The organism is Mycobacterium sp. SMC-2, assembly GCF_025263485.1.
Lineage (GTDB): Bacteria > Actinomycetota > Actinomycetes > Mycobacteriales > Mycobacteriaceae > Mycobacterium.
Genome location: NZ_CP079863.1, coordinates 5,876,597 through 5,898,711, shown reverse-complemented (window position 1 = coordinate 5,898,711; position 22,115 = coordinate 5,876,597). Strand labels below are relative to the sequence as shown.

23 protein-coding genes are annotated in these 22,115 nt (G+C 64.3%); 20 read left to right on the top strand and 3 right to left on the bottom strand.

What is annotated here, in order from left to right; translation table 11 throughout:
• Positions 1–33: 33 nt before the first annotated feature.
• The 7 genes from KXD96_RS27705 (at position 34) to KXD96_RS27675 (ending at position 4,054) form a co-directional block, all read left to right on the top strand.
• Positions 34–351, top strand: coding sequence for a type VII secretion target (locus KXD96_RS27705; RefSeq protein ID WP_225601349.1), 318 nt, complete (start codon positions 34–36; stop codon positions 349–351).
• A 4-nt stretch (positions 352–355) separates the two neighbouring features.
• Positions 356–655, top strand: a complete 300-nt coding sequence (locus tag KXD96_RS27700; RefSeq protein ID WP_225601348.1) for a DUF2694 family protein — start codon at positions 356–358, stop codon at positions 653–655.
• 45 nt (positions 656–700) lie between these two features.
• Complete coding sequence (locus tag KXD96_RS27695; protein ID WP_225601347.1) at positions 701–2,452, top strand: PPE domain-containing protein; 1,752 nt, start codon at positions 701–703, stop codon at positions 2,450–2,452.
• A complete protein-coding gene (locus tag KXD96_RS27690; RefSeq protein WP_225601346.1) occupies positions 2,449–2,589 on the top strand; it encodes a hypothetical protein in 141 nt (46 codons plus the stop codon). Before KXD96_RS27695 ends, KXD96_RS27690 begins: the two co-directional genes overlap by 4 nt.
• Positions 2,586–2,972, top strand: coding sequence for a YbaB/EbfC family nucleoid-associated protein (locus KXD96_RS27685; RefSeq protein WP_225601345.1), 387 nt, complete (start codon positions 2,586–2,588; stop codon positions 2,970–2,972). The genes KXD96_RS27690 and KXD96_RS27685 overlap by 4 nt, the downstream gene beginning before the upstream one ends.
• 267 nt (positions 2,973–3,239) lie before the next feature.
• Positions 3,240–3,722 carry a hypothetical protein gene (locus KXD96_RS27680; protein ID WP_260742038.1) on the top strand — a complete coding sequence of 161 codons (483 nt, stop codon included), beginning with the start codon at positions 3,240–3,242 and terminating at the stop codon, positions 3,720–3,722.
• A complete protein-coding gene (locus KXD96_RS27675) occupies positions 3,722–4,054 on the top strand; it encodes a hypothetical protein (protein WP_225601343.1) in 333 nt (110 codons plus the stop codon). Before KXD96_RS27680 ends, KXD96_RS27675 begins: the two co-directional genes overlap by 1 nt.
• A 17-nt stretch (positions 4,055–4,071) precedes the next feature.
• Here KXD96_RS27675 and KXD96_RS27670 read toward each other — a convergent pair whose 3' ends face one another.
• Both KXD96_RS27670 and KXD96_RS27665 read right to left on the bottom strand, forming a co-directional pair.
• A complete protein-coding gene (locus KXD96_RS27670; protein ID WP_260739794.1) occupies positions 4,072–4,560 on the bottom strand; it encodes a transposase in 489 nt (162 codons plus the stop codon).
• Positions 4,561–4,574: 14 nt separating this feature from the next.
• Positions 4,575–5,222, bottom strand: coding sequence for an IS110 family transposase (locus KXD96_RS27665; protein WP_260745249.1), 648 nt, complete (start codon positions 5,220–5,222; stop codon positions 4,575–4,577).
• A gap of 602 nt (positions 5,223–5,824) precedes the next feature.
• Between KXD96_RS27665 and KXD96_RS27660 the strand changes: the two genes are divergently transcribed.
• On the top strand, positions 5,825–6,112 hold the full coding sequence (locus KXD96_RS27660) for a hypothetical protein (protein WP_225601341.1): 288 nt from the start codon (positions 5,825–5,827) through the stop codon (positions 6,110–6,112).
• Positions 6,113–6,208: 96 nt separating this feature from the next.
• On the opposite strand, the gene KXD96_RS27655 is transcribed toward KXD96_RS27660, so the two are convergent.
• The gene (locus KXD96_RS27655; RefSeq protein ID WP_260742036.1) at positions 6,209–6,538 is read right to left on the bottom strand and encodes a hypothetical protein; all 330 of its coding nucleotides are present in this window, start codon (positions 6,536–6,538) and stop codon (positions 6,209–6,211) included.
• Positions 6,539–7,750: 1,212 nt separating this feature from the next.
• Here KXD96_RS27655 and KXD96_RS27650 point away from each other — a divergent pair.
• The 12 genes from KXD96_RS27650 (at position 7,751) to eccD (ending at position 21,788) form a co-directional block, all read left to right on the top strand.
• Complete coding sequence (locus tag KXD96_RS27650) at positions 7,751–8,530, top strand: hypothetical protein (RefSeq protein WP_225601339.1); 780 nt, start codon at positions 7,751–7,753, stop codon at positions 8,528–8,530.
• Positions 8,531–8,846: 316 nt separating this feature from the next.
• Entirely contained in the window at positions 8,847–10,337 is a 1,491-nt protein-coding gene (gene eccB / locus KXD96_RS27645) for a type VII secretion protein EccB (RefSeq protein WP_225601338.1), read from the top strand.
• Between the two features lie 13 nt (positions 10,338–10,350).
• Complete coding sequence (locus KXD96_RS27640; RefSeq protein WP_225601337.1) at positions 10,351–11,463, top strand: hypothetical protein; 1,113 nt, start codon at positions 10,351–10,353, stop codon at positions 11,461–11,463.
• Positions 11,453–14,554: a type VII secretion protein EccCb gene (gene eccCb / locus KXD96_RS27635; protein WP_225601336.1), complete on the top strand. Its 3,102-nt coding sequence runs from the start codon at positions 11,453–11,455 to the stop codon at positions 14,552–14,554. The genes KXD96_RS27640 and eccCb overlap by 11 nt, the downstream gene beginning before the upstream one ends.
• 2 nt (positions 14,555–14,556) lie before the next feature.
• Positions 14,557–14,742, top strand: coding sequence for a helix-turn-helix transcriptional regulator (locus tag KXD96_RS28845; protein ID WP_372459461.1), 186 nt, complete (start codon positions 14,557–14,559; stop codon positions 14,740–14,742).
• 458 nt (positions 14,743–15,200) lie between these two features.
• Positions 15,201–15,497, top strand: coding sequence for a PE domain-containing protein (locus KXD96_RS27630; RefSeq protein ID WP_225601335.1), 297 nt, complete (start codon positions 15,201–15,203; stop codon positions 15,495–15,497).
• A gap of 63 nt (positions 15,498–15,560) precedes the next feature.
• Entirely contained in the window at positions 15,561–16,994 is a 1,434-nt protein-coding gene (locus KXD96_RS27625; protein WP_260742033.1) for a PPE family protein, read from the top strand.
• 79 nt (positions 16,995–17,073) lie between these two features.
• On the top strand, positions 17,074–17,376 hold the full coding sequence (locus KXD96_RS27620; protein WP_069953622.1) for a WXG100 family type VII secretion target: 303 nt from the start codon (positions 17,074–17,076) through the stop codon (positions 17,374–17,376).
• Between the two features lie 42 nt (positions 17,377–17,418).
• Positions 17,419–17,712, top strand: coding sequence for a WXG100 family type VII secretion target (locus KXD96_RS27615; protein WP_225601333.1), 294 nt, complete (start codon positions 17,419–17,421; stop codon positions 17,710–17,712).
• Positions 17,709–18,650, top strand: a complete 942-nt coding sequence (locus KXD96_RS27610) for an ESX secretion-associated protein EspG (protein ID WP_225601332.1) — start codon at positions 17,709–17,711, stop codon at positions 18,648–18,650. Before KXD96_RS27615 ends, KXD96_RS27610 begins: the two co-directional genes overlap by 4 nt.
• A gap of 712 nt (positions 18,651–19,362) precedes the next feature.
• Complete coding sequence (locus tag KXD96_RS27605) at positions 19,363–20,292, top strand: MinD/ParA family protein (protein WP_225601331.1); 930 nt, start codon at positions 19,363–19,365, stop codon at positions 20,290–20,292.
• Positions 20,289–21,788: a type VII secretion integral membrane protein EccD gene (gene eccD, locus KXD96_RS27600; RefSeq protein WP_225601330.1), complete on the top strand. Its 1,500-nt coding sequence runs from the start codon at positions 20,289–20,291 to the stop codon at positions 21,786–21,788. The genes KXD96_RS27605 and eccD overlap by 4 nt, the downstream gene beginning before the upstream one ends.
• The last annotated feature ends 327 nt before the right edge of the window (positions 21,789–22,115 follow it).

Here is a 22,115-nt window from a genome sequence, read left to right as displayed (position 1 = left end):
CGACCTTTTACTACAACGTGAGGGAGTAGCGTAATGACCGTGAACGAGCAGGCCTTGCAGGTCAACACCGATGACCTGACTCAATGGGCGATCGCCCACGAACGCGCCGCCGAGGCGTGCGAGCAGGCCCGTGCTGACCATGCCCGCACTGTGGCTGCGGCCGAGTCGTGGGGACCACTGTTTTACGAGGCGCGTCGTGCTGCAGTGTCCGCGGTCAACGACCGCGAGACCGCATTGCGCGACCAGCAAGAGCGGCACGGGGCCATAGCACAGCAGCTTCGCACCGCCGCGGCCCGCATGGCGGAGATGAACGCCGAAAACCGTGCCAATTTGACGATTTCCACGGATTAGCAACATGTCTGAAGCGCCGTCGACCGACTACGACACCGTGGTGTTCGAGGCCGTAAGTCGCGATGAGTCGATCGTTGTGGCGGTGGGCCGCAGCGGCAACTCGTTAGGCGTGGAGCTGCAGGCGGCGGCGATGCAGCTCAGCGACGCCGAACTGGCTAACCGCATCATCAAATTGAACACGCTGGCTCATCTACGTTCGCAGTTGGCGCTGCGCCGGGAGTGGGAGGCCCAACACGTGACGGTCTCGAGTACGTTGCCCACCGAGGACCAGGTGGCCAGCTATGAGGCCCTGATCGATTTCTAGCGAACTGGTCGCAACGTCGGCAAGGAAAAGGGAGGGAGGACCGCGGTGCTGCAGGTGGATGTTGCTGGGCTGCAGAGCGCCGTCGCTGGTCTCGTCGCCGCTGCCAACAGCCTTGCCGAGCTCGGCGCGCAGTCACCGGTACACCCTCCGCTGGCCACCGATGAGACCTCAACGAGCGTGGCTGCCCGCCTCAGTGAGCACGCAGCGGTGATGACGTCGCGAGCCGCTGACGGTGCCACGGTCCTGGCCGCCGGCGCCAATGCGATAACCCAGTCAGCAGCGGCATATGGGCAGATGGACCAGTCCAATCAAGCCGTGGTCAGCTTGCAAGGTAACCCTGCACCCCCCACACCGGGCTTCACCCCGGCGGTGACGGTCAATCTTGTTGCCCCCGATGTGCCGATCGCCCCGCCGGCACCGCGCCCAGCCGAAACGACCGCAGCGATCATGGAAGCGGGTCAGCCCGCTGCCGGGGATCTCTTTGTGGCAGACTGCGCCGCACTCTCAGAAGGATTTAGCGCTGCCGCCCAATCTGCCCGCCGCGGGGCGGCCAGGGTCAGTGAACACCTCAAAGGGGAAGCGGCACCGCGTATTACGGCGGCGTTGAATCGTTACGCCGACTGGGCGCAGGAGATGGCTCGCCATGCCGACACTGTCGGACAGCTCGCCGGCAGCCACAAGGACAGATTTGCCCAAGCCAAGCAGGCGACTCCGACGACCACGGAATTCGCTAACCGTCACCGCGAGCTGCACAACGCGATCGCACTCAACGGCTCTTATCCCAGTCCGGGATCGGCGGCCGCGGTGGCCAAGGCACATACGAATTTGACCCAGTTAACGAACCACACCCAGGTTGTGTCCGCTGGCTACCACACCGGCGAGACCATACCGCAGGCTCCGCCTGGGCCACCGCCAGCCCCAGCGATTGTGGAACCTGGTGCCGGACAAGGGGATAGCCTGCCATCGACAACCTTGCAGGGAACCGATCCGAAAACGACGCGCGATCACCCGGGCACCACCCACGGGGGCGACGCCGACCCCGACACAGAACCTGGCGACCTCGACGGTCTGGATTCTGGCGATGGTGATCCAACCGCTAACCCGCTAGCGCCTGCGGGAACCAGTTCAATGGCTGGCATGGCCTCGTCTTTGCCCTCGATGTTGATCGGCATGCTGGGCGCTGGCGTCGGCATGGCCACCCAGGTACTGCAGAAACTGGGCCAAGAGCTTCAGGGATTAGCGCAGCAAGCCACCCAGGGCGTCGCAGGATTAACGCAAGGGATGGCAGGCAAGAACGGGCTCGACGACGCCGCCAAAATCGAGCCAGCAGACTCCCTGGGCTCCGGTGCCGGCTGTGGCGGTGGCGGTGGTGACGACGGCGCTACCACCCCAGCGTCCGGCGGCGGAGCAGATCTCAAACCGGCGGCTTCAGCGATCTCCGGAATGGGATCGCCCGCCTCAACGCCGCCTCCGTTGGCGGGGGCCAGCGGCACTCCGAGTCCCACTGGTGCCGCCGCTGAAAGCGGTATGGGTGGCCCGCCGATGTTCATGCCGCCGATGGGCGGCATGGGCGCCGGCGCCGGGGCGGCCAACCGCAAGGTAAAAGACCCGGATAAGTCGATCGAGATGCCATCGCGACCTAATTCCGAACCGATCAAAGGCGAACGGGGAGACCCAATTCGGCACACGGCCACCGTTGACGCAGCTGTCTACCCCAAAGACGGGCCGAACCGGACAGTGACCGTTAGGTCGCGCAGCCGACGCATCGACCCCGACACCAGCGGTGACTCCCAGTGACGGTGGATGGGTACGTGGGCTATCAATCCGATCAGGATCGCGTCGCCGAGGTGATGGCCCAGCTCGATTCTGCGTCGATAGCCCTGGCCGAGCTGAAGAAAGAAATCGCTGCCAACAACCGCGGTGAGGCCTCGTGACGGTGTACGAGTATGACGGCTACCAGGCGGATAAGAATCTCACCGCCAGTGTCATAGCGCGCATGGAACGGGTGTCATCGATGCTCTCCAAGCTGCTTGAGGAGATGGATGGCATCGACCTGGAAGCTATCGGCGGCGATGGTGATGTCGTGTTGTCGGTGAACTCCCAAGGACAACTCACCTCGCTGTCGCTGGCTCAGGGCTGCACCACCCGATACTCACACGGGGCGTTGGCCGAGCTGATCAACACCACGATCGACGAAGCAGTCAATGCCGCGGTCGAGGAAACAGCGAGCGTGGGAGGCGGCCAGGACCAGGAGGCGCTCGACGCTGCTGTGCAAGCGTTTACCGACCCCAAAAGCGAAATCTGGACCGCCACCTGAGCACGTGTTTCGCCGCGGATTCACTTGCAGTGGTAGCCCGATGTCACCGCAGACAAGTACCCTGAATTCATGAATCCGCAGGCAGTTGGGCAGCCGGGGTATCCAGCTGCATCCAGCGGCCCGCCCCCCTCCATGAGTACGGTCGGCGTGCCGACCGGTGCCGCGGTGTTGCCACCGCCGCCGCCCAACTACATGTCGCCGCCGCAAGCCCCAGCACCACCGACGGTGTATCGGAGGCGCGGGCCGGGCTGGCTGGCAGTATGGGTAATGCTGTCGCTCGCGCTGCTGTTGGCGTTGAGCGCAACGGTGATGAGTGCGATGAAGTTGGACCGATCAACCCCGACCGCGACGACCACCACGGTGACGGCGCCACCCCCAGCACCGCCGAGCTACAGCCCCGACCAAGTGGCCGCAGCCAAGAAAGAGGCCTGCAACGCCAGCAACGTCGCCGCTGCATCGATCGCTAACTCCCAGCAGAACTTTGCCGTGGCGGCGCGTGACCGGCAGGTGCCGCAATACCATCCAGCGCTGGCCAACTTTCAGCTCGTCGCGATAGTCGAGACGCAATACATGCAACAGCACCTCCCCCCGGCTACGCCGAAACCTGTAGCCGACGCCGTCAACGGCTACATCGCCGCCGTCTTGGCCGCGGTCGACGCCGATACGCGTGAGGTGTCCAATCATGATGCGCAGGTCTTTGTCGATCGCGTGGACAATGCCAGCACCGAACTCGACAAGGCGTGTGAGTGATGGAAACGAATGACGTTCTGCAGGTCTCGCCTGCCGCAGCGGGGTCAGCGAACATGCTGACCGGTTCGGCAACGGTCGAATTCGCTGCGACCGTGCCCGAGCAGGCAGCCCATGGCGCCGCGGCTACGGCGGCAGACGGCGTCCACGCGGCCTCCATGTGGGCGCCGAGCGTGGCAGCCTGCGCAGGCGTGAGCCAGGAAGTCGCAGGCGCCGGTGCCACGCTGGCGCCACACGGTGGCAACGTTGCTCAGCGCAACGACCAATCGTTGACCGCAGACCTCGAGACCGACAATCAGAACGCTCAGGACCTAACACCGGTGGTGACCATATGACACTTCCTGAGTCAACCTCAGGCTGTTTGTGGCAACAGTCTTTGTGTTCCGCCGTGGAGGTTGGGGTCGTAGGGGCGGTGGTCGTGCCAGCAGCGGTAGATGACGCGGATCCAGGCGCGGGCGAGGATACGTACGGCGTGAGGGTGGTCGTGTCCGCGAGCGCGGGCTCGGGCGTAGATGTCGGCGGCCCAAGGACTTTGGTGACGACTGTTGTCGGCGAAGGTGGTCAGTGCCCGGCGGAAGCGTTTGTTGCAGGCCCAGCGGAAGTGCACGGCGTGCTGTTTGCCGGAGGCTTTGGTCACTGGAGTGGCTCCGGCCAGAGCCGCTACGGCGTCGGGTCCGTCGTAGGCTGCCCGGGAGTCGCCCCACTCGGCGAGCACCTGGGCGGCGTTGATCTGACCCGACCTTGGCAGCGACGTGAAGATCTCGGCGTCCGGGTGCTTCCCGAGGCGGGCGATGACGGAGCGGTCGAGAGTTTTGGCGGCGCTGTTGAGGGCCTCCAGCACGGTGACCAGGGCTCCTACGGCGTCGGCGACGGCGACCGACAGGGTGGGGTCGGTGGTGCCCGCGGGGTCGCGCGCAGCCGGCCCAGCAGCTCGCTGGCTGGCCGACGGCCGGAGTAGCCGTGCTTGGCCAGGAACGCGGCCAGGCGTTTCTCACCGAGGCGCGATGTGCTGCCCGCAGTGGGGTACTGGCGCAGGAACGCCAGGCTGATCGGGGACTCGATATCGGCGAAGATCGCCTTGGCGCCGGGCCAGTGGTCATCGAGCAAGGCGCTGAGTTGGTTGGTGGCCGATACCCGCATGGCGACGATGTCATCGCGGGTGCGCACTACCGTGCGAAGTGCCTTGGTCTGAGCACTGTAGGGCGCTACGGGATGCAGTCGGTGGTGGCGCAGTCGCAGGTACTCGGCGATCACCAGTGCGTCGCCGGCGTCGGACTTAGCGCCGGAGATGACTTCGCCGTCGCGCCAGGTTTTGATGGCGTTCGGCGATACCGGGATGACCGGGTGGCCGGCCTCGAGCAGCAGGTCGACCAACCGCCCATTGGGTCGCTCGATCCCGATGTGTATCTGGGTGGGATCGCCGTACTTGGCGAGTCTACGGATCAGCATGGCAATGCCTTCCGCAGTGTGGTCAATCATGAACTGTGCCAATACTTTTCCCACCGCAGACAGCACGCACACAGCATGTGCGGCAGCGGCCCAGTCCAAACCGACGTAGATAATTCCTGTGGTGTCTTCCGGCAACGGATCTCCTCAACTTGGCAGCGACGACGCGGCGAGGGGATCGACCACCGGACGGTCACTAACTGGCGCTCTGCGGCGCGTCTTCCTGATGCCGGTCTGCGACCCCGGGAGGACCGAGGGCGGCGGTGTCATACAGGCCCTCAACGAGCGACCACCACTGGCCGTCACCTCGGCCCCCGCCGAGTCCCTTCAACGAATGCCCATCAGACATCCGCCGAAAGGATGGTGCCCTAGTGACCGCCACCCTGCACTCACCCCAAACGGGGACACCGCTTCCACCCGCTTTCCCGCTACCTCCGTCGCCTCCGGCGGGGCCGTCCCGCGGAGCGGTGGTGGGCTCGGCGGTGGTGCTGGTCGTTGCGCTCGGGGCTACCGCGGTTGCCGCAGTAGCGTGGATGACCCCGTCCAAGGCTCCCGTCAGTATGGCGGTCGTGCCGTGGTCGCCACCTGCGCCAAGTTCCGATCAAGTGGCAGCAGCACACACAAAGGCATGCGAAGTGTGGGGGATTACTGCCACAGCGATGGACGCGGCAACCAACGCGGTCGCCCACGCTCCGGCGGACTGGAATGATCCCGTTACCCAAGAGGCTTTGGCGAATGAGGCGCGGGTGATCCTGGTGGAAAGCGCATACCTGCGCGCTCAACTTCCTGCCGAAACACCGGCAGCGATCCGCTCAGGGATCAACGACTACCTTGCAGCCAGCTCGGACATGGAAGACGCCACCACGCATCGCAAGGGCAGCTTGCGAAATACCGCGATCGGTAAAGCAAATACCGCGGAAGGCAAGGTAAACACCGCTTGCCGGTAGCGTGAGGAAGGGGGAGCCGTGGCGGACGTGCCCGCAACCAGTATCGCTGGCAACATCATCATCACGCCCGATATGGTGCCGCCGGCAGCGGAGCCGTTAGAGACCCAAGCCGCGCACTATAAGGCGTTGGCGGAGAAAGTCGGTCGGCTGCAGCAGCAGCTCAAAGCCGCGAACGCGATGCGGGAAGAGGCCGCACAATCGCCCGGTTGGGAAGCTGGGCACGAAAAGAATCGCCAATTGGCCGCCGACTACGGCCGCATGGCCGGGATCTACAGCGCAGCGGCAGACTATTTCAATGGAGTCGCTGGCGTTTACCGTGACGCGCGTACCGCCCAGCAGAGTGTTGTCATCAAAGCCAATGCTGAACTCTCGCAGGCCAAAAACGCGATACAACAGCACGAGATCGTTGCGCGCTGGCACGCGCACGCACGGTCCCTGACGACCAGCGCAGTAGGAGCCGCCACAGCCAAGGCCGGGGTCTTCCAACACACTGCAGGCACAGACATCACCGCGCTGACCTCACGCCTAGGCGGTCCCGTACCTCAAGACCCCGTCTTACCTCACACCGGCGGAGGCGGAATAGCAGTACCCACAGGCAAAGAAGGATCTGGACTAGGCGATGACACCACACCAACGAACGGGGACCCTGCCGGCCTCAATGGCGGTGACAGTAGTGTCCCGACGGGCGCGAATAACGGACACGGTCACCATCCGAAATGGGTCGACCGCGACAACAATGGGATAACAGACCCGCAACCCGCTCCTGCACTGGGAAATCCGTTCGCCAGCGGCGGCGGGCAGATGCCGACACCGGGTGGTGGCGGCAGCGGGATTCAGTCGGTTGGTTTCCCTCCAGGTCTGACGTCCATGACGGGCGGGCTGGGCTCGATGCCCGGCGGGGGCGGTATGGGGGGCCTGGGCTCTGGCGGGGGCTTGGGTGGGCTGCCCGGCGGTATGGGGCAGCTGCCCGGGACTCAGGCCGCCGGGCTGGGCAACCTGCCCGCTAACGCCGCACCGGCAGCGGGCGCTCCGGCGCAGGCGTTCTCTCAGGGCGTTTCAGCAGGATCGGCACTGGGGTCGTTGCCGCCGGCGACCGGGACTGGGACGCCAGCCGCGGGACAGGCAGCGGCCACGCCAGCGGCGGGCGTGACTTCGGGTGCGGGTGTTCCCTCGGCGGGGCTGACAGCGGCGGGTGCTACCCCTGCGGCGGTGAACCCCGCGGGCGCGGGGGTCGCCAGCTCTGCAAATGTTGGCGGGTCAACCGGTGCTGCACCGGCGATGATGCTTCCGCCCCCGGGGATGGGGGCACCCGCGGCCCCGGTTGCTGCGGGGGTCGCAAGCGCTGCCGCCGCCGTCGCCCCTACGGGCAACACGGGCTCACCAGGTGGTTCCGCGCCGTCTACAGGTCCGGTGGCTGGATCGACGGCCGGATCGGGTGGGGCGGTAGTGGTGCCGGCAAGTGTTGTCAGCGCCGGGGCTGGTGTCCGACAGTGTGGACGGCCGGAGTCAGCCGAGCTGGCGACCGCAAAAGCGTTGGTGCGCAAGCTCCGTCGTGACAGTGACATCGTTAATTACGCGTGCATTGAGTGGGCAGTAGGGGTATTTCGTCGGGAAGCTGGCGGGGCTACCGAGTGCGTGGTGATGTCCAACGAAGGCTTTGGTTTCATTCCGCGGGGAGTGTTCTTGCCGCGCACTGCACGCCTTTTGGTGTCAGATAAGCTGGTAGACAATCAATTTCGGGAGCGTTGGTTCGGGTCGTCCGATGCTGCTGAGGTGCTAGCCGAATACGCGCGGCTGCGCGGCCGCGGTGGAACGCATTTAGTTGCGATGGCGGTAACTGCGGCGAGTCCCTTGGGGCGGGTCCCCGGTGTCGAATACGCGGTGTGTCAGCGCGAATTCGACGACGGCGCTTACATCCGCCCCATCCTCGATGATATGCACATGCATCGTCTCGAAGCCTTGCACCCGGAGGTATATGCCCGGCTTCAGGAGACGACCTCTGCTGACCCAGAGAAGCGCATGGTTGAAAATCAAGTGGTTGTGCCGCTGGCTGTTCAGATGATTGAGGCCGTGAAGATGTCGGGGGAGATGATGCCGGATCTGCGGCAGATGTGGGATGCGCTGGGCACGGGCGACGGCATTTCGGAGGAGGCGTGGAACCAGTATCGGATCGCCTCAACCGTGTATTACGTGAACCTCAGCGCGAACAGGCCTCGGCCGGAGGCCTCCACGGGAGATCGCGAGCGTTATCACGCGCAGTGGGTTACCGCCCGCACGATGGAGTTGCTGGCAGGTTGGGAGCGGCGGCCGGTCGATGTCGCGGATATGGTTTACGCCGCGGCGACTGCGTATCCAGGCGATTTCGTTACCAAATTTGAATTGTTGTGGCGGGTAATCGAATCCGAGCTCGTTGCTTGAAATATCGCGGCTTCGCCGTGGGGGCCGCAGTGTTGGGTTGACCCCGCTTAGACCCCCTTAGCTATCTCATGACCATCCATCGTAGTTATCCTGTGTGGTGGAGTGCAGCCGTGACAGAAATCGAACCGCAGCAGTGGCGGGGTCTCACGGATCGTCGGCAGGGCATGTTCAGCGTTGGACGGCGTCGCGCCGAGAACGTCACAGTGACGGAATGCGCCGCAATTCAGGGGCACGAGGCGTTAACGGCGTTCTGGGTTTTCATCCAATTTGGACGCGCTGGTAGCGGGGGTATAGCGGTGGGCGGTACGGTGCCGGTGTGCCGTTGAAGTTGGCGTCTAAGACGCAGGTTTCCGGTCATTTCTTTGTTCGGCGACGCTTGTCGTTTGCGTTGCTGCGCCGTTCGGTGGGCATGGAGATCAATCCGGTTCGCTGGCATCGCACGCTGTTGATGTTGTCAGCGGTGCTGGGCGTGGTGCTGGTGGTGGGGGCGTTCGTGTACGGGTGGTTTCGCCCGGCTGGGGTGATCGATGACGCGTCGAAGATCGTCGCTGATAGTTCCTCGGGTGCGTTGTTTGTGGTGGTCGACAAGCGGCTGTATCCGGCGCTGAATCTGGTGTCAGCGCAGCTGATTGCGGATTCGCCGGAACGGCCGACGTTTGTGGCGCCAACCGAGATCGCGAAGTGGCCGAAGGGTCCGACGGTGGGGATCCAGGGCGCTCCGGTGGAGACCCCGGCGGTGCTATCGCCGCAGATTTCGCGCTGGGCTGTGTGTGACACGGCGCCGACAACGGTTGGCGGGTCGCCGCTGGTGACGGGCATCGATGGGCAGCTGTCGCTGGGGGAGGCCGCCGGGGAGCTCGCCGGCAGCGAGGCCTTGCTGTTGTCCTACGGGCCGCAGGTGTACCTGGTGACAAATGGTGTTCGGATGCCGATTGATCTGTCTGCGTCCGCGGTCGCCGGGCCGCTGGGGATTGCGCCGGGGGCGCAGGTAATGGGCATGTCGCGGGCTCTGTTTGATGCGTTACCAGCGGGGGGACCGCTGGTTGTTCCTGCGGTGCCGGGCGCCGGCGGGCCGGGTCAAGTGGACTTGGGTGCTGGGGTCGTTGTCGGTGCGGTGGTGGCCAGCCGGGATGTGGCTGCACAGTCGGACCGGTTCTATGTGGTGCTGGCAGATGGAGTTCAAGAGGTCTCGCCCGTGGTGGCTTCGATGCTGCGCCAACATGATTCGTTTGGCTTAGCCACACCACCGCAGGTATCGCCGGATCATTTGGCTCATATTCCGCTGCGTCATGTTCTTGACGTGGATTACTATCCGCGGACCCCGGTGCACCTGGTCGATGCGGCCAGTCGGCCGGTGTCGTGTGTGGCGTGGCAGTGGAGTGTCAGCGAGCGGCAGGCGCGCCTGGCGGTGGTTTCGGGTCGCGGATTGCCCATTCGCTCCGATCAGCGAGCGAAGGTGGTGCCGTTGGTAGGTGCCGGCAACGGCGGGGTGCAAGCTAATCAGGTTCTGGTCGGTGATCGTGCATCGACGTTCGTGAGCACGACGGGCCAAGCCTTGGATTCGCCTGCCCGCGAGACGATGTGGCTGATAAGTTCCACCGGGTCACGATATGGCGTGCCGTTTGACGAAAATAGCGTGCAAGCGCTGGGACTGGTGTTATCTCAGGTGCGTCCGGCGCCATGGTCGATGCTCCAGGTGTGGCCTGCGGGCCCGGAGCTGTCGCGGGCGGCAGCGTTGACGGTGCATAGCCCGTCGGACGCGGTGGCTGTGTTGCCGACGAAGACCAACGTACGGGCCGGCGGATAAGAGGGGTAGAAGTTTGTCGACGATTCGTTTCAGCCCATCGCGGCGGCTGAGGCCGCCCAAGGTTGATGGCGGCGTGCAGGCGGTGCGTGACTCTCCGATCGCGCCGCGCCGGTTACCGATGACGAAGGCGCAGATCATTTTGCCTGCCGTCATGGGCGCAGCGTTTTTGGGCATGATGGCCATGATCTTGACCCAGCCGGGACTGCGCTCTGGCCCGATGAGCCTGTTCTCGTTGTTTGTGCCGGTGATGATGATTGTGTCGTTCGCTGGGGTGTTTATGCAGGGCCATTTTGGTGGCGGCGATAAGGCGTTGTCTCCACAAGCGTTAGAAGAAGAACGCCGCTCCTATATGGATGAGCTCGACCAGACCCGCGATGTGATTCAAGGTGACGCCGAGCGCCAGTTCGCCAATTACCAGTTCTTGCACCCCGAACCGTCAATGCTGCGTGGGCTGGTCGGTTCACCGCGGATGTGGGAGCGGTCCAGTTCTGCTCAAGACCTTTCGATGCACTTCGGATATATCCGTTTTGGAACCGGCACTTCGGATCTGGCGAAGAAGCTGGCTAAGCCCCAGCTGGGGGAGTCGGCGGACTATGAGCCGGTGTGCTATGACGCGCTTCGCAAGTTCTTGTTGGAGCAATCCAAGATCAGTGGGATCGCTAAACCCCTGTCGCTCAAGAAGACTCCGTTGATGACATTGGTGGGGAAGGACGGTCCGGACACGGTCCATGGCGTGATGCGCGCGATGATCTGTCAGGCGGCCTGCTTTCATTCGCCCCAGGACTTGAAAGTCATGGTTGTCACCGATGAGCCAGCGCGATGGGATTGGCTCAAGTGGCTGCCGCATTGCCAACACGACAAACTCGTCGACAGCGGCGGGCCGTTGCGGATGGTGTGGACGTCGCCGGCGGCGATGGATGCGGCGGTGGGCCACGAATTGCATGGTGCGCGCAAAAATTACGGCGATCCGGGCGCGGGGGAGGTTCGCCCCCATTGGCTGGTGATCAACGACCAGCTCCGCGTGGATAGCGAATGGGATACGTTGAACCGCAGGGGTGTTGGGGGGGTCACGGGTGTGACCTTTGTGCGTGTAGTGGTCAAGGAGGGGGCTACGGATGACGGCTGAGTACACATTGCACGTCAAGCGCGATGGAGCATATGACGAGGAGGGGTTCTTCGCGCTGCCCGATACGCTCGACACCGCGTCTGCGGTCGCGTTTGCGCGCAAAATGGCCCGATACCATGCTGATTCGCGTGTGACGCAAAGCTCGACCGCCGCGGCGTCGAAGGTCGTTGATCTCTATGAGATTCTCGGCCATCGTGATCCGGGCAATATCGATGTGGAGGAGGCATGGGCGGCCACCCGGCTGGGCCCGCCGCTGCAAGATGACGAGGGCGAGATGCAGTGGGGTCGCGAGTGGATGCGGTTCCCCATCGGGATTGATCCCCGAAACGGACAACCCGTGGCCCTTGACCTCAAAGAGACACACGAGTTCGACGGGATGGGCCATCACGTCGTCGTGGTCGGCACGACCGGTAGCGGTAAGTCGGTGTTCTTGACGGCGCTGATTACTTCGGCGTGTTTGACGCATTCGCCAGATTCATTGAAGGTCGCGGTGTTTGACTTCAAGGGCAGCGCGTTGGCGCATTTGGTGGCGGGCTTCCCGCACACGGTGGCGGCGATGAGCAACTTGCGCAACGATCGGCTGTGGATCGTGCGGATGGGAGATGTTCTCTACGGCGAGATGGAGCGCCGCAAGGCGCGGCTTGACCGGGCTGGGGTCAGTGACATCGCCGAATACGAGTACCTGCGGATCCACAAGAAGGAGAAGCTGCGGCCGATGCCGCACCTGCTGCTGGTTGTCGATGAGTTCACGCAGATGTTCGCCGAGCATGACGGCGCTAAAGCGGTGATGGACGAGGTAGGCCGCCAGGGACGCTCGCAGGGGCTTCGCCTCGTCATGGGGTCGCAGCGGCTGGGCCACCAGATGCAGGGCGGCATCATGAGTAACATCCCGGTGCGGGTGGCGCTGCGCACTGTCGGCGACACCGATTCCCACGAGGTGTTGGGTACTGATGAGGCCAATCATTTGCCCAAAAAGCCGGCTGGCGCGGGGCTTTTGAAGGTCGGAGCGAGTAAGAACCTGACGCGGTTTCAGACGGCGTTCGTGCTCAAAAGCTATGTGCCGCCGCAGCGGGCGGCGGCTGCTGCGGCCAGGCAGGAAGCCGGTTACGTTGAGCCACAAGAGTTCAGGGCAGTGGGAATGCCGGCTGCGCCAGTGGCCAACGGCGACCAGGCCGAGCACGTTGAAGTCGCCGAACCACGCGCTATCGTCGGCGCGGACGGCCGTACCGTCAAACAGGTGCAGGCCACGGTGGATTGCTTGAACCGGCTGAACCTTCCTCCGTTGCAACCGATGTGGCTACCGCCGTTACAGCCGGTGCCGGCTGATGAGCTGGTGAGCCGGCTGCGGGGACAAGCCTGGGATGTCGACTACGGCTCAGCCGGAAACGAGCCGTCGAGGTTGATGTTTCCGGTCGGGATTGAAGACCGACCGCGCGATCACCGACAGCTCGTCTATGCACCCAATCTGGCCGAAGGCAACTGCGCGGTCATTGGTATGGGCCAATCAGGTAAAACGGTGGCCCTCGCCACGATGATCTCGGGTGCCGCGCTGCTGTATCACCCTCGGCGGATTCAGTTTTATGTCATCGCGCTCAGCGGACCCGACCTCAACGTGGTAGCCGATTTGCCGCACGTTGGTGGCTTTGCCCGCGAGGTGGACCCCGAGCAGGTCAAACGAATTATCGCCGAGATGCTGGCGCTGATCGATCAGCGCGAGCAGGCCTTCACCAAGCTCGGATTGACGCTGACCAAGCTGCGCGAACGCAAATTCGGTGGCGCGGCCGGTGAGGTACCTGCGGACCCATTCGGCGATGTGTTTTTGGTGATCGATGGATGGCCGACGTTCTGGAAGAACTGGGAGCAGCTGCTCGTCGCTGATGTGGAACGAATCTTGGCCAAAGGACCCGACGTTGGGGTGCACGCCATCATGTCGACGAGCGGCTGGATCGCCAATAAGTTTCCGTCAGGAATGACGAAGCTGTTCACCAGCAACGTGGAGCTCAGGCTCGGCGACAACGATGACATGACCGTCAACAGTGTCAAGGTCGCGCGAGATGTGCCGTTTGGTGAGCAGAAGATCTTCCTCGACGAAGACGACGACACCGGCGGCGAGGTCGAGCAGGTTGAAGTGGTCAAGATCAGGGGCCGCGGCACGACGATGGACGGTTTCCACTTTCAGGCCGGGTTACCGCAGGTGACCGTGCAGGGGCGGCGCAGCGATGTGGCGGCGGCCGCTGAGACCATTGCCAGGCTCGCCGGACCCGAGAGCGCGGCCGCGCGGGTACGGATATTGCCCAAATTGGTTGGTATCGATGAGGTTTTCGCGCAATGGGAGCAGCGTGAGCACGGGCCAGGCGGCGTCAAAGGCAGGGGTGTCGTGCCGTTCGGGATTTCCGAAATCGGTTTGCAACCGGCGGTCGCGAACTTCGGCGCAACACCGCATCTGCTGCTGACTGGTCGACCTGAATGTGGCTTGTCGAGCGGGTTGGCCACGGTGGCCCAAGCCGTGATGCGGGTCTACGGGCCCGAGCAGGCGCAAATCTATGTTGTGGACCCTCATAATGAGCTGCTGCGCGTGGTCGAAGGTGAGCATTTGGGCTCCTACGTTTTCCGGGAGGACCAGGTGCGCGCCTTGGGGGAGAGCCTGGGGGCGATCCTGACTGAACGTCTGCCGATCACGGACCTGAGTCAGGAAGACTTGGCCGCGGGGACGCGGCGCTGGAGCGGGCCGGAGATCTTTGTCTTCATCGACCGTGAAGAGACCCTCGCCAGTTGGGACACTGGTGGATTCGTGGCGGGAACTGGATACCCGTTGGGCCCGTTGGCGCGATTTATCGCGCGGGGTAAGGAGATCGGCCTGCACCTGGTCGTGTCGCGGCGCATCGCTCAGTGGGGCCGCACGCTGACCAATCCGATCATCGGGGAGCTGCTCAAGGCCAAAGCACCCGTCGTGGTGATGGACGGGGACCCGGATGAAGGATTCATTGTCGGCAAGACGAAAGCCATGCCGGCTGACCCTGGCCGTGGCCTGTACGTCACTGACCGGGTGGTGGCGCCGGTGCAGATCGCGTTCCCGGCGAGCACGCATTGAGCGTGGATGACCCCGCCTGGCTGCTCGTGCACGCGGTGAAGCACGCCCGCTTGAAACAGGGGTTGTCCAAACATGATTTGGCGCGCTTGGCCCGGGTGGCGCGGCCTACGATCTCGCGGTTGATCAACCACGGCATGGTCCCGTCTCGTGCGGCCACTCTGGATAGGATCGGCGCGGCGCGGGGCTGAGAGGCCGGGACGTGCGCGGCCTTGTTGGCCGGACAACCCCTGCCAGGTCCACGCGCGCCGACGACTCGCTCGGCCCAGCTCGTCGCGCAGCGGCTCACTGAAATCGCCGAGGAGGCGCGTTCGGCCGCCGGTGCGGCCGAGCAGTCGATTCTTCGGCTTAAAACCATCGAGGAGCGTGCCCGGGCGGCTGCGCAGTTCGTGCTGGGCGGTTCAGTAGCTGATTAAGCGGTCGATCTGGACCGATTCATGCGTCGGCATGGACTTTTCCAGAATGCTGATGCGAGACGAGATTTCGCCGGGGGAGCGGCGTCGTAGGAGGTGTCGGGAAACAGGGGCTGTTGCCTTGTGTGGAATGTCGGAGGTTTGGTTGCCGGTGTCCATGGGGGCGGTTATCGTCGCATCAAACGGCTTTGTTGCTCGTGGGGCGAATAGAATATGTGGACAGGGGTGGGATTGCAATGATGTTTGTTGAGGCGCCTGCGCTGGCGGCGCAGGCAGCATCGGAGGGCGCAGGCGGGGCGACGACGGCGGCCACTCTTGCCGCTGGGGCACCAGCGATGGGTGCGGTGCTGCCGATGGGCGGCGAGGAAGTGTCGGCCATGTTCGCTCAAGCCATCGCCGCGCATGGCGCGCAGTTCTTGGCGGCAGGTGCGGTAGGTGTAGCTCAGCGGGAGGCGTTCGCTGCCACCGTGGCTACATCGGCGGCCACCTACACCGCCATGGATGCCGTCGGCAAGGCGCTGCTGGCGCTGTAGCGCGCTGGTGCACTGATGTATTGGGGTATCCCTCCGGAGATTAACGCATTTCGTTTGACCAGGATGGGCGCAGGTCCAACGGCGCACGTCCCGCAGATCACTGCGTACACGGCTGCTGCGGCGGCGCACTTTGAGCAAGGGATGCAGCAGTCGGTGACCGCGATGGCAACGGCGCCGGTGTTCCAGGGCTCGGGCGGATTGGGGATGCTCGAGAGCGCCACGCCGATGGCGGCGTGGCAACAGACCGCCGGGCTGCATGCAGAGAGCGCGGCGGCCACCATTCAGACCGGGTTGACCGCTTATAGCGCGGCCGTGTCGGCGACTATTCCCCATGAAGTGGTGGTGGCCAACCGGGTCCGCGAAGCGACTTTGGAAGCAACGAATTTTATGGGGATCAATACCCCAGCAATCGCGGAGGCGAACGCCGAATACGGCGAGTATTGGTCGCAGAACGCTGGGGCCATGGTCGGCTACCTGGGCGCTATGTCACCTGTCGTGAGCGCGCTGACCGTTCCGTTGCCGACGTTGCCTGATATGAGTAATCCGCTGGGCGCGACGGCCGGCTTGGCGGGGCTGGTCGGCGACGGGGTTGGGGCCGGCGTGCAGGCGTTGGGATCGGGCCTCACCGCCGGTGGGGGAGTTGTGTCGGCGGGCAGCGGGATTGGCACGGGCGTGGCCACCGGGGTTTCGAGCGGTGTGTTCAGCGGCATGGGAGCAGGCGTGCAGGCCGCAGGTTCGAGCACTGGTGGGTCGTCTCCAGCCCCGCAACCAGCTACCACGGGCACGACCGCGGGGCAGGGCGTGCCCGCGACAATAGGCACCGGCCAAGGCATCACGAGCAATGCCCCGCAGGGCAAGGCTCCGCCGTTGCAAGCGGGTCAGGGTGGGCGGCCACCCCTGGAAGAGTCCGGGCAATCGTTGCTGGGCCAGCTCACCCAAGCGCCAACCGAAATGATGAGTTCGCTGAGCTCACCACTGGAATCTGTGGGGCAACTCCCGTCGAGTGCCGCCGGCCAACTCAGCGGCCTGATGGGCCCGTTGTCAGCGCTGACCGGAGGTATGGCCGGCGGTTTGGGCGGCCCTCCGGGCGGGGGAGCACCGGGACTGAGCGCAGCCAGTGCCCCGTGGTCAGGGCTTAGTGGCGCCAATGGCGGCTTCGCCGGGGGCGGATCAGCGGTCGTCGCGGCGCTGACGAAGCCCTCTGCTGGCGGACTGGGCGGGCCTGTGGGCGTGCCGGGTGGATGGTGGGCCAACGTGCCTGACGGCGCTGAGGCCGGCGACCAACCGGCCGCAGGACTGCGAAGCGGCGCGGCAGGGGGCAGAGGAGCCATGGCGCCGGGAATGTATGGGCCCATGGCTGCCTCGACGCGCTCGGGGCGCGGCAGTGCATATGCCGCTGTCGGCGAGCAGGATAAGACGATCACGCTACCGGCCTCTGCGCATGCGGCGCCGGTGCTCACTTCCGAGGGCGTGGTCCACGTCGGGCAGGGAGGGTAAATCCCGGCAGGGGACCGGGTCATTGCTGAACTGATCGAACCAGCGGTAACCACTTTGCTAGTGAAGGAGATACACCATCATGGCGTTGAACGCCGATGTCGCCCAGATGCTTTCGGGCGCAAGTCAATTGTCGAACATTCAACAAGAGGTGCTGTCGGCGTTGGGCCGTTATGTCACCATGAACCAGAACCTGACCGGTACTGGGTTCAGCGGTGATGCGGCGCTGGCCTCCATGGCCACCACCGAAGACATCAACCGGACCGGCCAACAGGTCAACCAGCGGTTCCAGAGCGTCATCGACATGATGAAGCGCTCGGCGCACCAGTACCAAGAAACCAACGCGCAAAACCGGGCGAGTTTCGGCAACGTCGTCTCGACCTAGCCGCGCCCACCTACCGACAACGACTTTCAGAGGAGAATCGCTATGGATTCAATGCGTTACGACCACGGCATGATGGCCGATCACGTCTCGGCCCAGGCGCAGCTGGTCGCCCACATGAACGACCTGCGCACCCGAGCCATGGGCACGATCAACCAGGTCGCCACGATCTGGACGCAGCACGGTTCTGATGCCGCCCAGGTCGCCATGCATGAAATCGATCAGGCGTTTCAGGCGGTGTTCCACACCATCGAGCGCCATGGGCAGGCCGTCGGGCACGCGTCGACGAACGCGCTGGGCACCGACCACGCGGTCCAGGCCGGTTTCCGGGGCTTGTGAGCGAGACCGGCACCGCAGTTACAGCGCGGCTGTCGACCACGTCGGAAGCCTTGTGGTTGACAGCCGCGCTTTGCGGTGTGGCCCAATTGCCACCCGCCCTCAAGATCCGGCCGGTTGGTGCGGTGCAAGCCACCATCGCCGATCACCCCGGCATGAAGGTTCTGGAAAACGCTGGAATACATCGGGGCGGCGAGGTTGACTCGAGCGTGGCCTCCTGGGTGCGGGCATTAGGGCGTCCCGACGTCGAAATCGATCTGACGATTACCCGCCCCGAGACCCGCCCTGACCGACTTGAAGGCCCCCCTGAGGTTTTCACTGCCCCGGAGGACCCTATTGAGGCCGCCGGGGCGTTGGCGCAGTGGTATGCCCAGCGGCCTCCGCAACGTGTGGTCACGTTGTGTCGGCGCGACAACGCGTGGGTGGCCGCCGCACGGCTATGGCGGCCGGGCCAAGAGACCAGTGATGAAATCGTGGTCAGCCCGCTGGGGCAGATCGAGATCGCCGACGCGGTCGTCAAGACGCTGGGGCCGGCTGATCCGGCCCAATTTCACGGCATCAATAGCGAAGCAGCGGTACTCAATACAGTTTTGGCGACCTGGCAGGCCAACCCCGCGATCGACATCATCGCCGGCCTGGTAGAGGTAGGCCTTTCAGTTCCTCAGGCGCGGCTGGTTGGAGCGGTCGCCGACCGGGGGACGACCCGCGCGGTCATCGGCGCGGCGGAATTTTCTATCAGTGGGCCAGCGCGCGCACCGATGGCGGTGACCGTGGCCGACACCCTGGTCGGCCGTGTCGTGGTCAGCAACAGCGTTGGTCCTGACGGCAGGCAATGGACCACGCTGCTGCCCGGCGGTGATCACGCAATCCACACAGCCGTGCTCGAGCTGCTCGAAACGTTGCCCTCAGGACGAGGCTGGGCGACTCATCAGCGGACATGAAATTTCGATACACGCGAATATGGCATCCGTTGTAGACGGATGAAAACCGTGGTTGCTAGTTTCGCGCTGTGGCCAATTTATGTGGCGCTAAGCGAAATTCGGATACGGTCTGGCGACGAGGGGACGCGGCATGACAAGCCCACATGAGCGTGAGGAACGCGACTTTTTCAACGACCTGGCGACAACTCCACCGCCAGAGACGAAGCCCGCGCCAAGCGCTGCTGAGCCCAGCCGTCCAAGCGACATCGACGAGCCGACCAGGGATGATGAGCGACCAGGGTTTGCCCCACCTGAGGGCATCCTCGGACCCTCCACGCAGGACGCGCCGCCACCGCCCCAACAAGGCCCGGCTTGGCAGCCGCCACGGCTTGTACCACCTGAGGGGACCTTGGCCCCTCATACCCAAGAGACCGCGCCGCCACCGGCGCCATGGTCCCAGCTGCCCCGTCCCGATGCGCAGCCGGGGATATCTGGTCAAAACGATTGCACCCCAACTCAATTTGTCCCATCACCGCAGGGGGAGGCAGAGGCGCTGGGTGGGCGTCACGGCGCGCCGCAGCCAGCCGGTCAACTAGATCCGGGCCAGACGCCACGTCCGTACCCGCCGGGAGAAGACCGTGGCTGGCGCGAGCCGCCCGCGCAACCGTCGCCACGCGCCGCGGGCGTACCCCGGTCCTCAGATGCGCTGCGCGAGCATCTACGCGCTTCCGACTTGATCACGCCCCACAAAGTGGCGCCAAAAAAGGGGTGGCGCAAGGCGTTGCTCAAGGCTTCTGGGGGGCTCATCAACGTCGGTGAGTCCAGCGACGAACGCACAGTGCGTGAGTTCGAGACTGCGATCGGGGCTAATCTGCGTGGCACGTACACCGTCGTGGTGCTGGGTGGCAAAGGCGGTTCGGGCAAGACCGCGATGACCGTCGCGGCCGCCAGTGAGTTTGCTCGCGTCCGCAATGACCAAGTGGTCGCCGTCGATGCCGATCCGGCACAGGCGGCGAATTTGGCGTCCCGTGTGGATCCCAAGGCGTCGTCGCTGCGCGCGATCAACGATGACCTCAACCTTCATCGCTACGCCGATGTGGGTGCTTTGGCCGGCCACAACCATGTTGGTTTGGATGTGGTGGCTTCCCCGCGTCATGGAGGCGCACGTGGGGAGGTGTTGAGCGCTGAGGAATTCATCAAGGGTCACACACGCCTACAACGGTTCTACAGTGTGCTTTTCGTTGACTGCGGGGTCGATCTCGACCATGCGGTGATGAAGGGGGTGTTCGAGCGCGCCGATGCGGTGTTGATGGTGGCCTCGGCGGTGCCTGACGGCGCCGAAGGGGCGAGCACTAATTTTGAGTGGCTGCGCGACGAAGGCTATCACCAGCTGATCTCGCGAACGGTGTTGGTGATCAACCACATTCGTCCGGCTCGCAGTCGCAAGGATCGCAAGGAATCGGCGAAGCTGGTCGCCACACTCAGGGAGCATTTCGCGGGGTGGGTCAAAACGCAACGCATTATCGAGGTGCCCTTTGACGCTCACATCGCCGAGGCGGGCGAGTTAGACCTTCGAAAGGTCAGCCCGAAGACAGCGCGCGCGGTGCTTGAAACCGCCGCCGCGTTGGCGGGCGGATTTTCTACGACGGCCGATGCCCGATGACCACGGCCAATTCCGTACAACAGGCACCGGAAGTTCCTCGGCTGTGCAAGGTTCATTTGCTGGTCGGTGATGACACGCTCATCGATTATGTGCTGCCCGCAGGGGTGGCGTTGATTGCGGTGATCGAGGACCTCATCCCGCGGGTCAACGCGATTCTCAAAGATCGCGGGCGCCCACTTCTTGATGACACGTTGACTTATCAACTGTGCCGCGCAGATGCGACCCCGCTCGATTCGCAGCGGTCCCTGGATGACAGCCGGGTCTATGACGGAGATTTGTTGTGCTTGTTGCCAGCTGACGCCACCGAACGGTTCGCACCGGTGGTCGAGGAGGTGTCGACGGCGTTGGCTCGTTCAGCGCGCCAACAGTTCGCCACGGTCGATCTGTCGGTCGCACGTCGTGTAGCTGGGGGGTTGTTTGCGGCGCTGGTGGCGTGGGCCGAGGTGATGTTGGCGCAGCTGTGGTGGCGGCAGCATGGGTGGCTGCCCGCAGCGGTGTCGTGGGGATTAGCGGCCGTGTTCTTGGTGTCGGCGAGGGCCGCGACGCGGGCGCGTGATGAGCAGCGACGCCGATCAGCGGACTTCCTGGTGTGGTCGGCGCTGATTTGTGCCGGTGCAGGCGCGGCGATGTCGGTGCCGGGACCGCCCGAGGGTTGGCATGTGGTGGCTGCGACGTCCACGGTGTTAGCCGGTGTGGCGGCATTGACGATGCTGACGGGCCGCTATCTGGGCGTGTTCGCCGGCATGGCTGCGCTCGGGTTGTCTGGAGGCGCGGTGGCCGTGATCCACGCCAGCGGTTGGAAAGTGCTGCCAGCGCATCTGGCGGTGGTCTTTTTGGTGGTGGATCTGGTGCTCGTGACGTTTGCCACCAGCATCGGCATCATGGGGGCCGGAGTGCCCGGACCATGGTTTCCTTCGGTCACCAACCGCGGGGTGTTTGAGACTCGAGAAGGCGCTGCCCTCAACACTGTGTCGCCGGTGGAGCGCCCGGGCGAGGAAACCGTTGAGCAGATCGCGACGTGGGCTCGCCGCGGCACCGCCATCGTGACGGGGCTCTTGGCCGGCGGGGCTGTTGTGTTAGTTGTGGCCGCACGCTATGCGGTGATGCCCGAAACTGGCGGCGGGTGGCGGTTTTTGGCATTCACGTTGGGGATTTGCGCAATCTTTCTGCTGCGGGCCCGCTCGTTTGTCGATCGCACTCAATCGGTGACACTGGTCGTGGGCGCAGTCGTTGCGCTCGCGGTTGTGATCGGTCGATACGCAAGCGCACCCAATCCGGCGTCGCCTACTGTCACGCTGGTATGCGTTGCTGCAGCGCTGATTTTGGGAGCACTGGGACTGTTTGGGGCGCTGGTAGTACCTAAAGCGCGCATCAGTGCACCGGTAAACCGCGGGGTCGAGGTCTGCGAGTACATTCTCCTGATTTTCGTTGTGCCATGGGCGATTTGGTTGCTGAACCTGCTGTGGGTGGTGCGAAACGCGGTGCACGGGTCATGATCAAAGCCGTGAGCACGCTGGGCGCTATTGGGCTCGCCGCTGCACTGGTGGCCGTATCTGGCGGCGTGGCTGGCGCGATTGATCCCCCGGTAGTGCCCCCTGGGCCGCCCCCGCCCGATCCTGCTCCGGGGCCGGATCAGCCGATGCGCCAGATTGCGGCGTGCACTACAACCGGCGTGCTGCCCGGCAGCGATTTGCGCGAGTTGCCGGCGGCGCTGCAGCTGATGAATATGCCAGAGGCCTGGAAAGAATCCACCGGCGTTGGCGTGGTTGTCGGGGTAATCGATACCGGTGTGGCTGCACAACCTCGGTTGCCGCACTTGGTAT

What these genes read in the sequence shown, in the direction of transcription:
- KXD96_RS27660 (WP_225601341.1), top strand. Translation starts at nt 5,825, where the DNA reads ATGGACGCGGCAACCAACGCGGTCGCCCACGCTCCGGCGGACTGGAAT.
- eccCb (WP_225601336.1), top strand. Translation starts at nt 11,453, where the DNA reads ATGACGGCTGAGTACACATTGCACGTCAAGCGCGATGGAGCATATGAC.
- eccD (WP_225601330.1), top strand. Translation starts at nt 20,289, where the DNA reads ATGACCACGGCCAATTCCGTACAACAGGCACCGGAAGTTCCTCGGCTG.
- KXD96_RS27630 (WP_225601335.1), top strand. Translation starts at nt 15,201, where the DNA reads ATGATGTTTGTTGAGGCGCCTGCGCTGGCGGCGCAGGCAGCATCGGAG.
- KXD96_RS27675 (WP_225601343.1), top strand. Translation starts at nt 3,722, where the DNA reads ATGGAAACGAATGACGTTCTGCAGGTCTCGCCTGCCGCAGCGGGGTCA.
- KXD96_RS27615 (WP_225601333.1), top strand. Translation starts at nt 17,419, where the DNA reads ATGGATTCAATGCGTTACGACCACGGCATGATGGCCGATCACGTCTCG.
- KXD96_RS27680 (WP_260742038.1), top strand. Translation starts at nt 3,240, where the DNA reads ATGCTGTCGCTCGCGCTGCTGTTGGCGTTGAGCGCAACGGTGATGAGT.
- KXD96_RS27700 (WP_225601348.1), top strand. Translation starts at nt 356, where the DNA reads ATGTCTGAAGCGCCGTCGACCGACTACGACACCGTGGTGTTCGAGGCC.
- KXD96_RS27705 (WP_225601349.1), top strand. Translation starts at nt 34, where the DNA reads ATGACCGTGAACGAGCAGGCCTTGCAGGTCAACACCGATGACCTGACT.
- KXD96_RS27625 (WP_260742033.1), top strand. Translation starts at nt 15,561, where the DNA reads ATGGGCGCAGGTCCAACGGCGCACGTCCCGCAGATCACTGCGTACACG.
- KXD96_RS27620 (WP_069953622.1), top strand. Translation starts at nt 17,074, where the DNA reads ATGGCGTTGAACGCCGATGTCGCCCAGATGCTTTCGGGCGCAAGTCAA.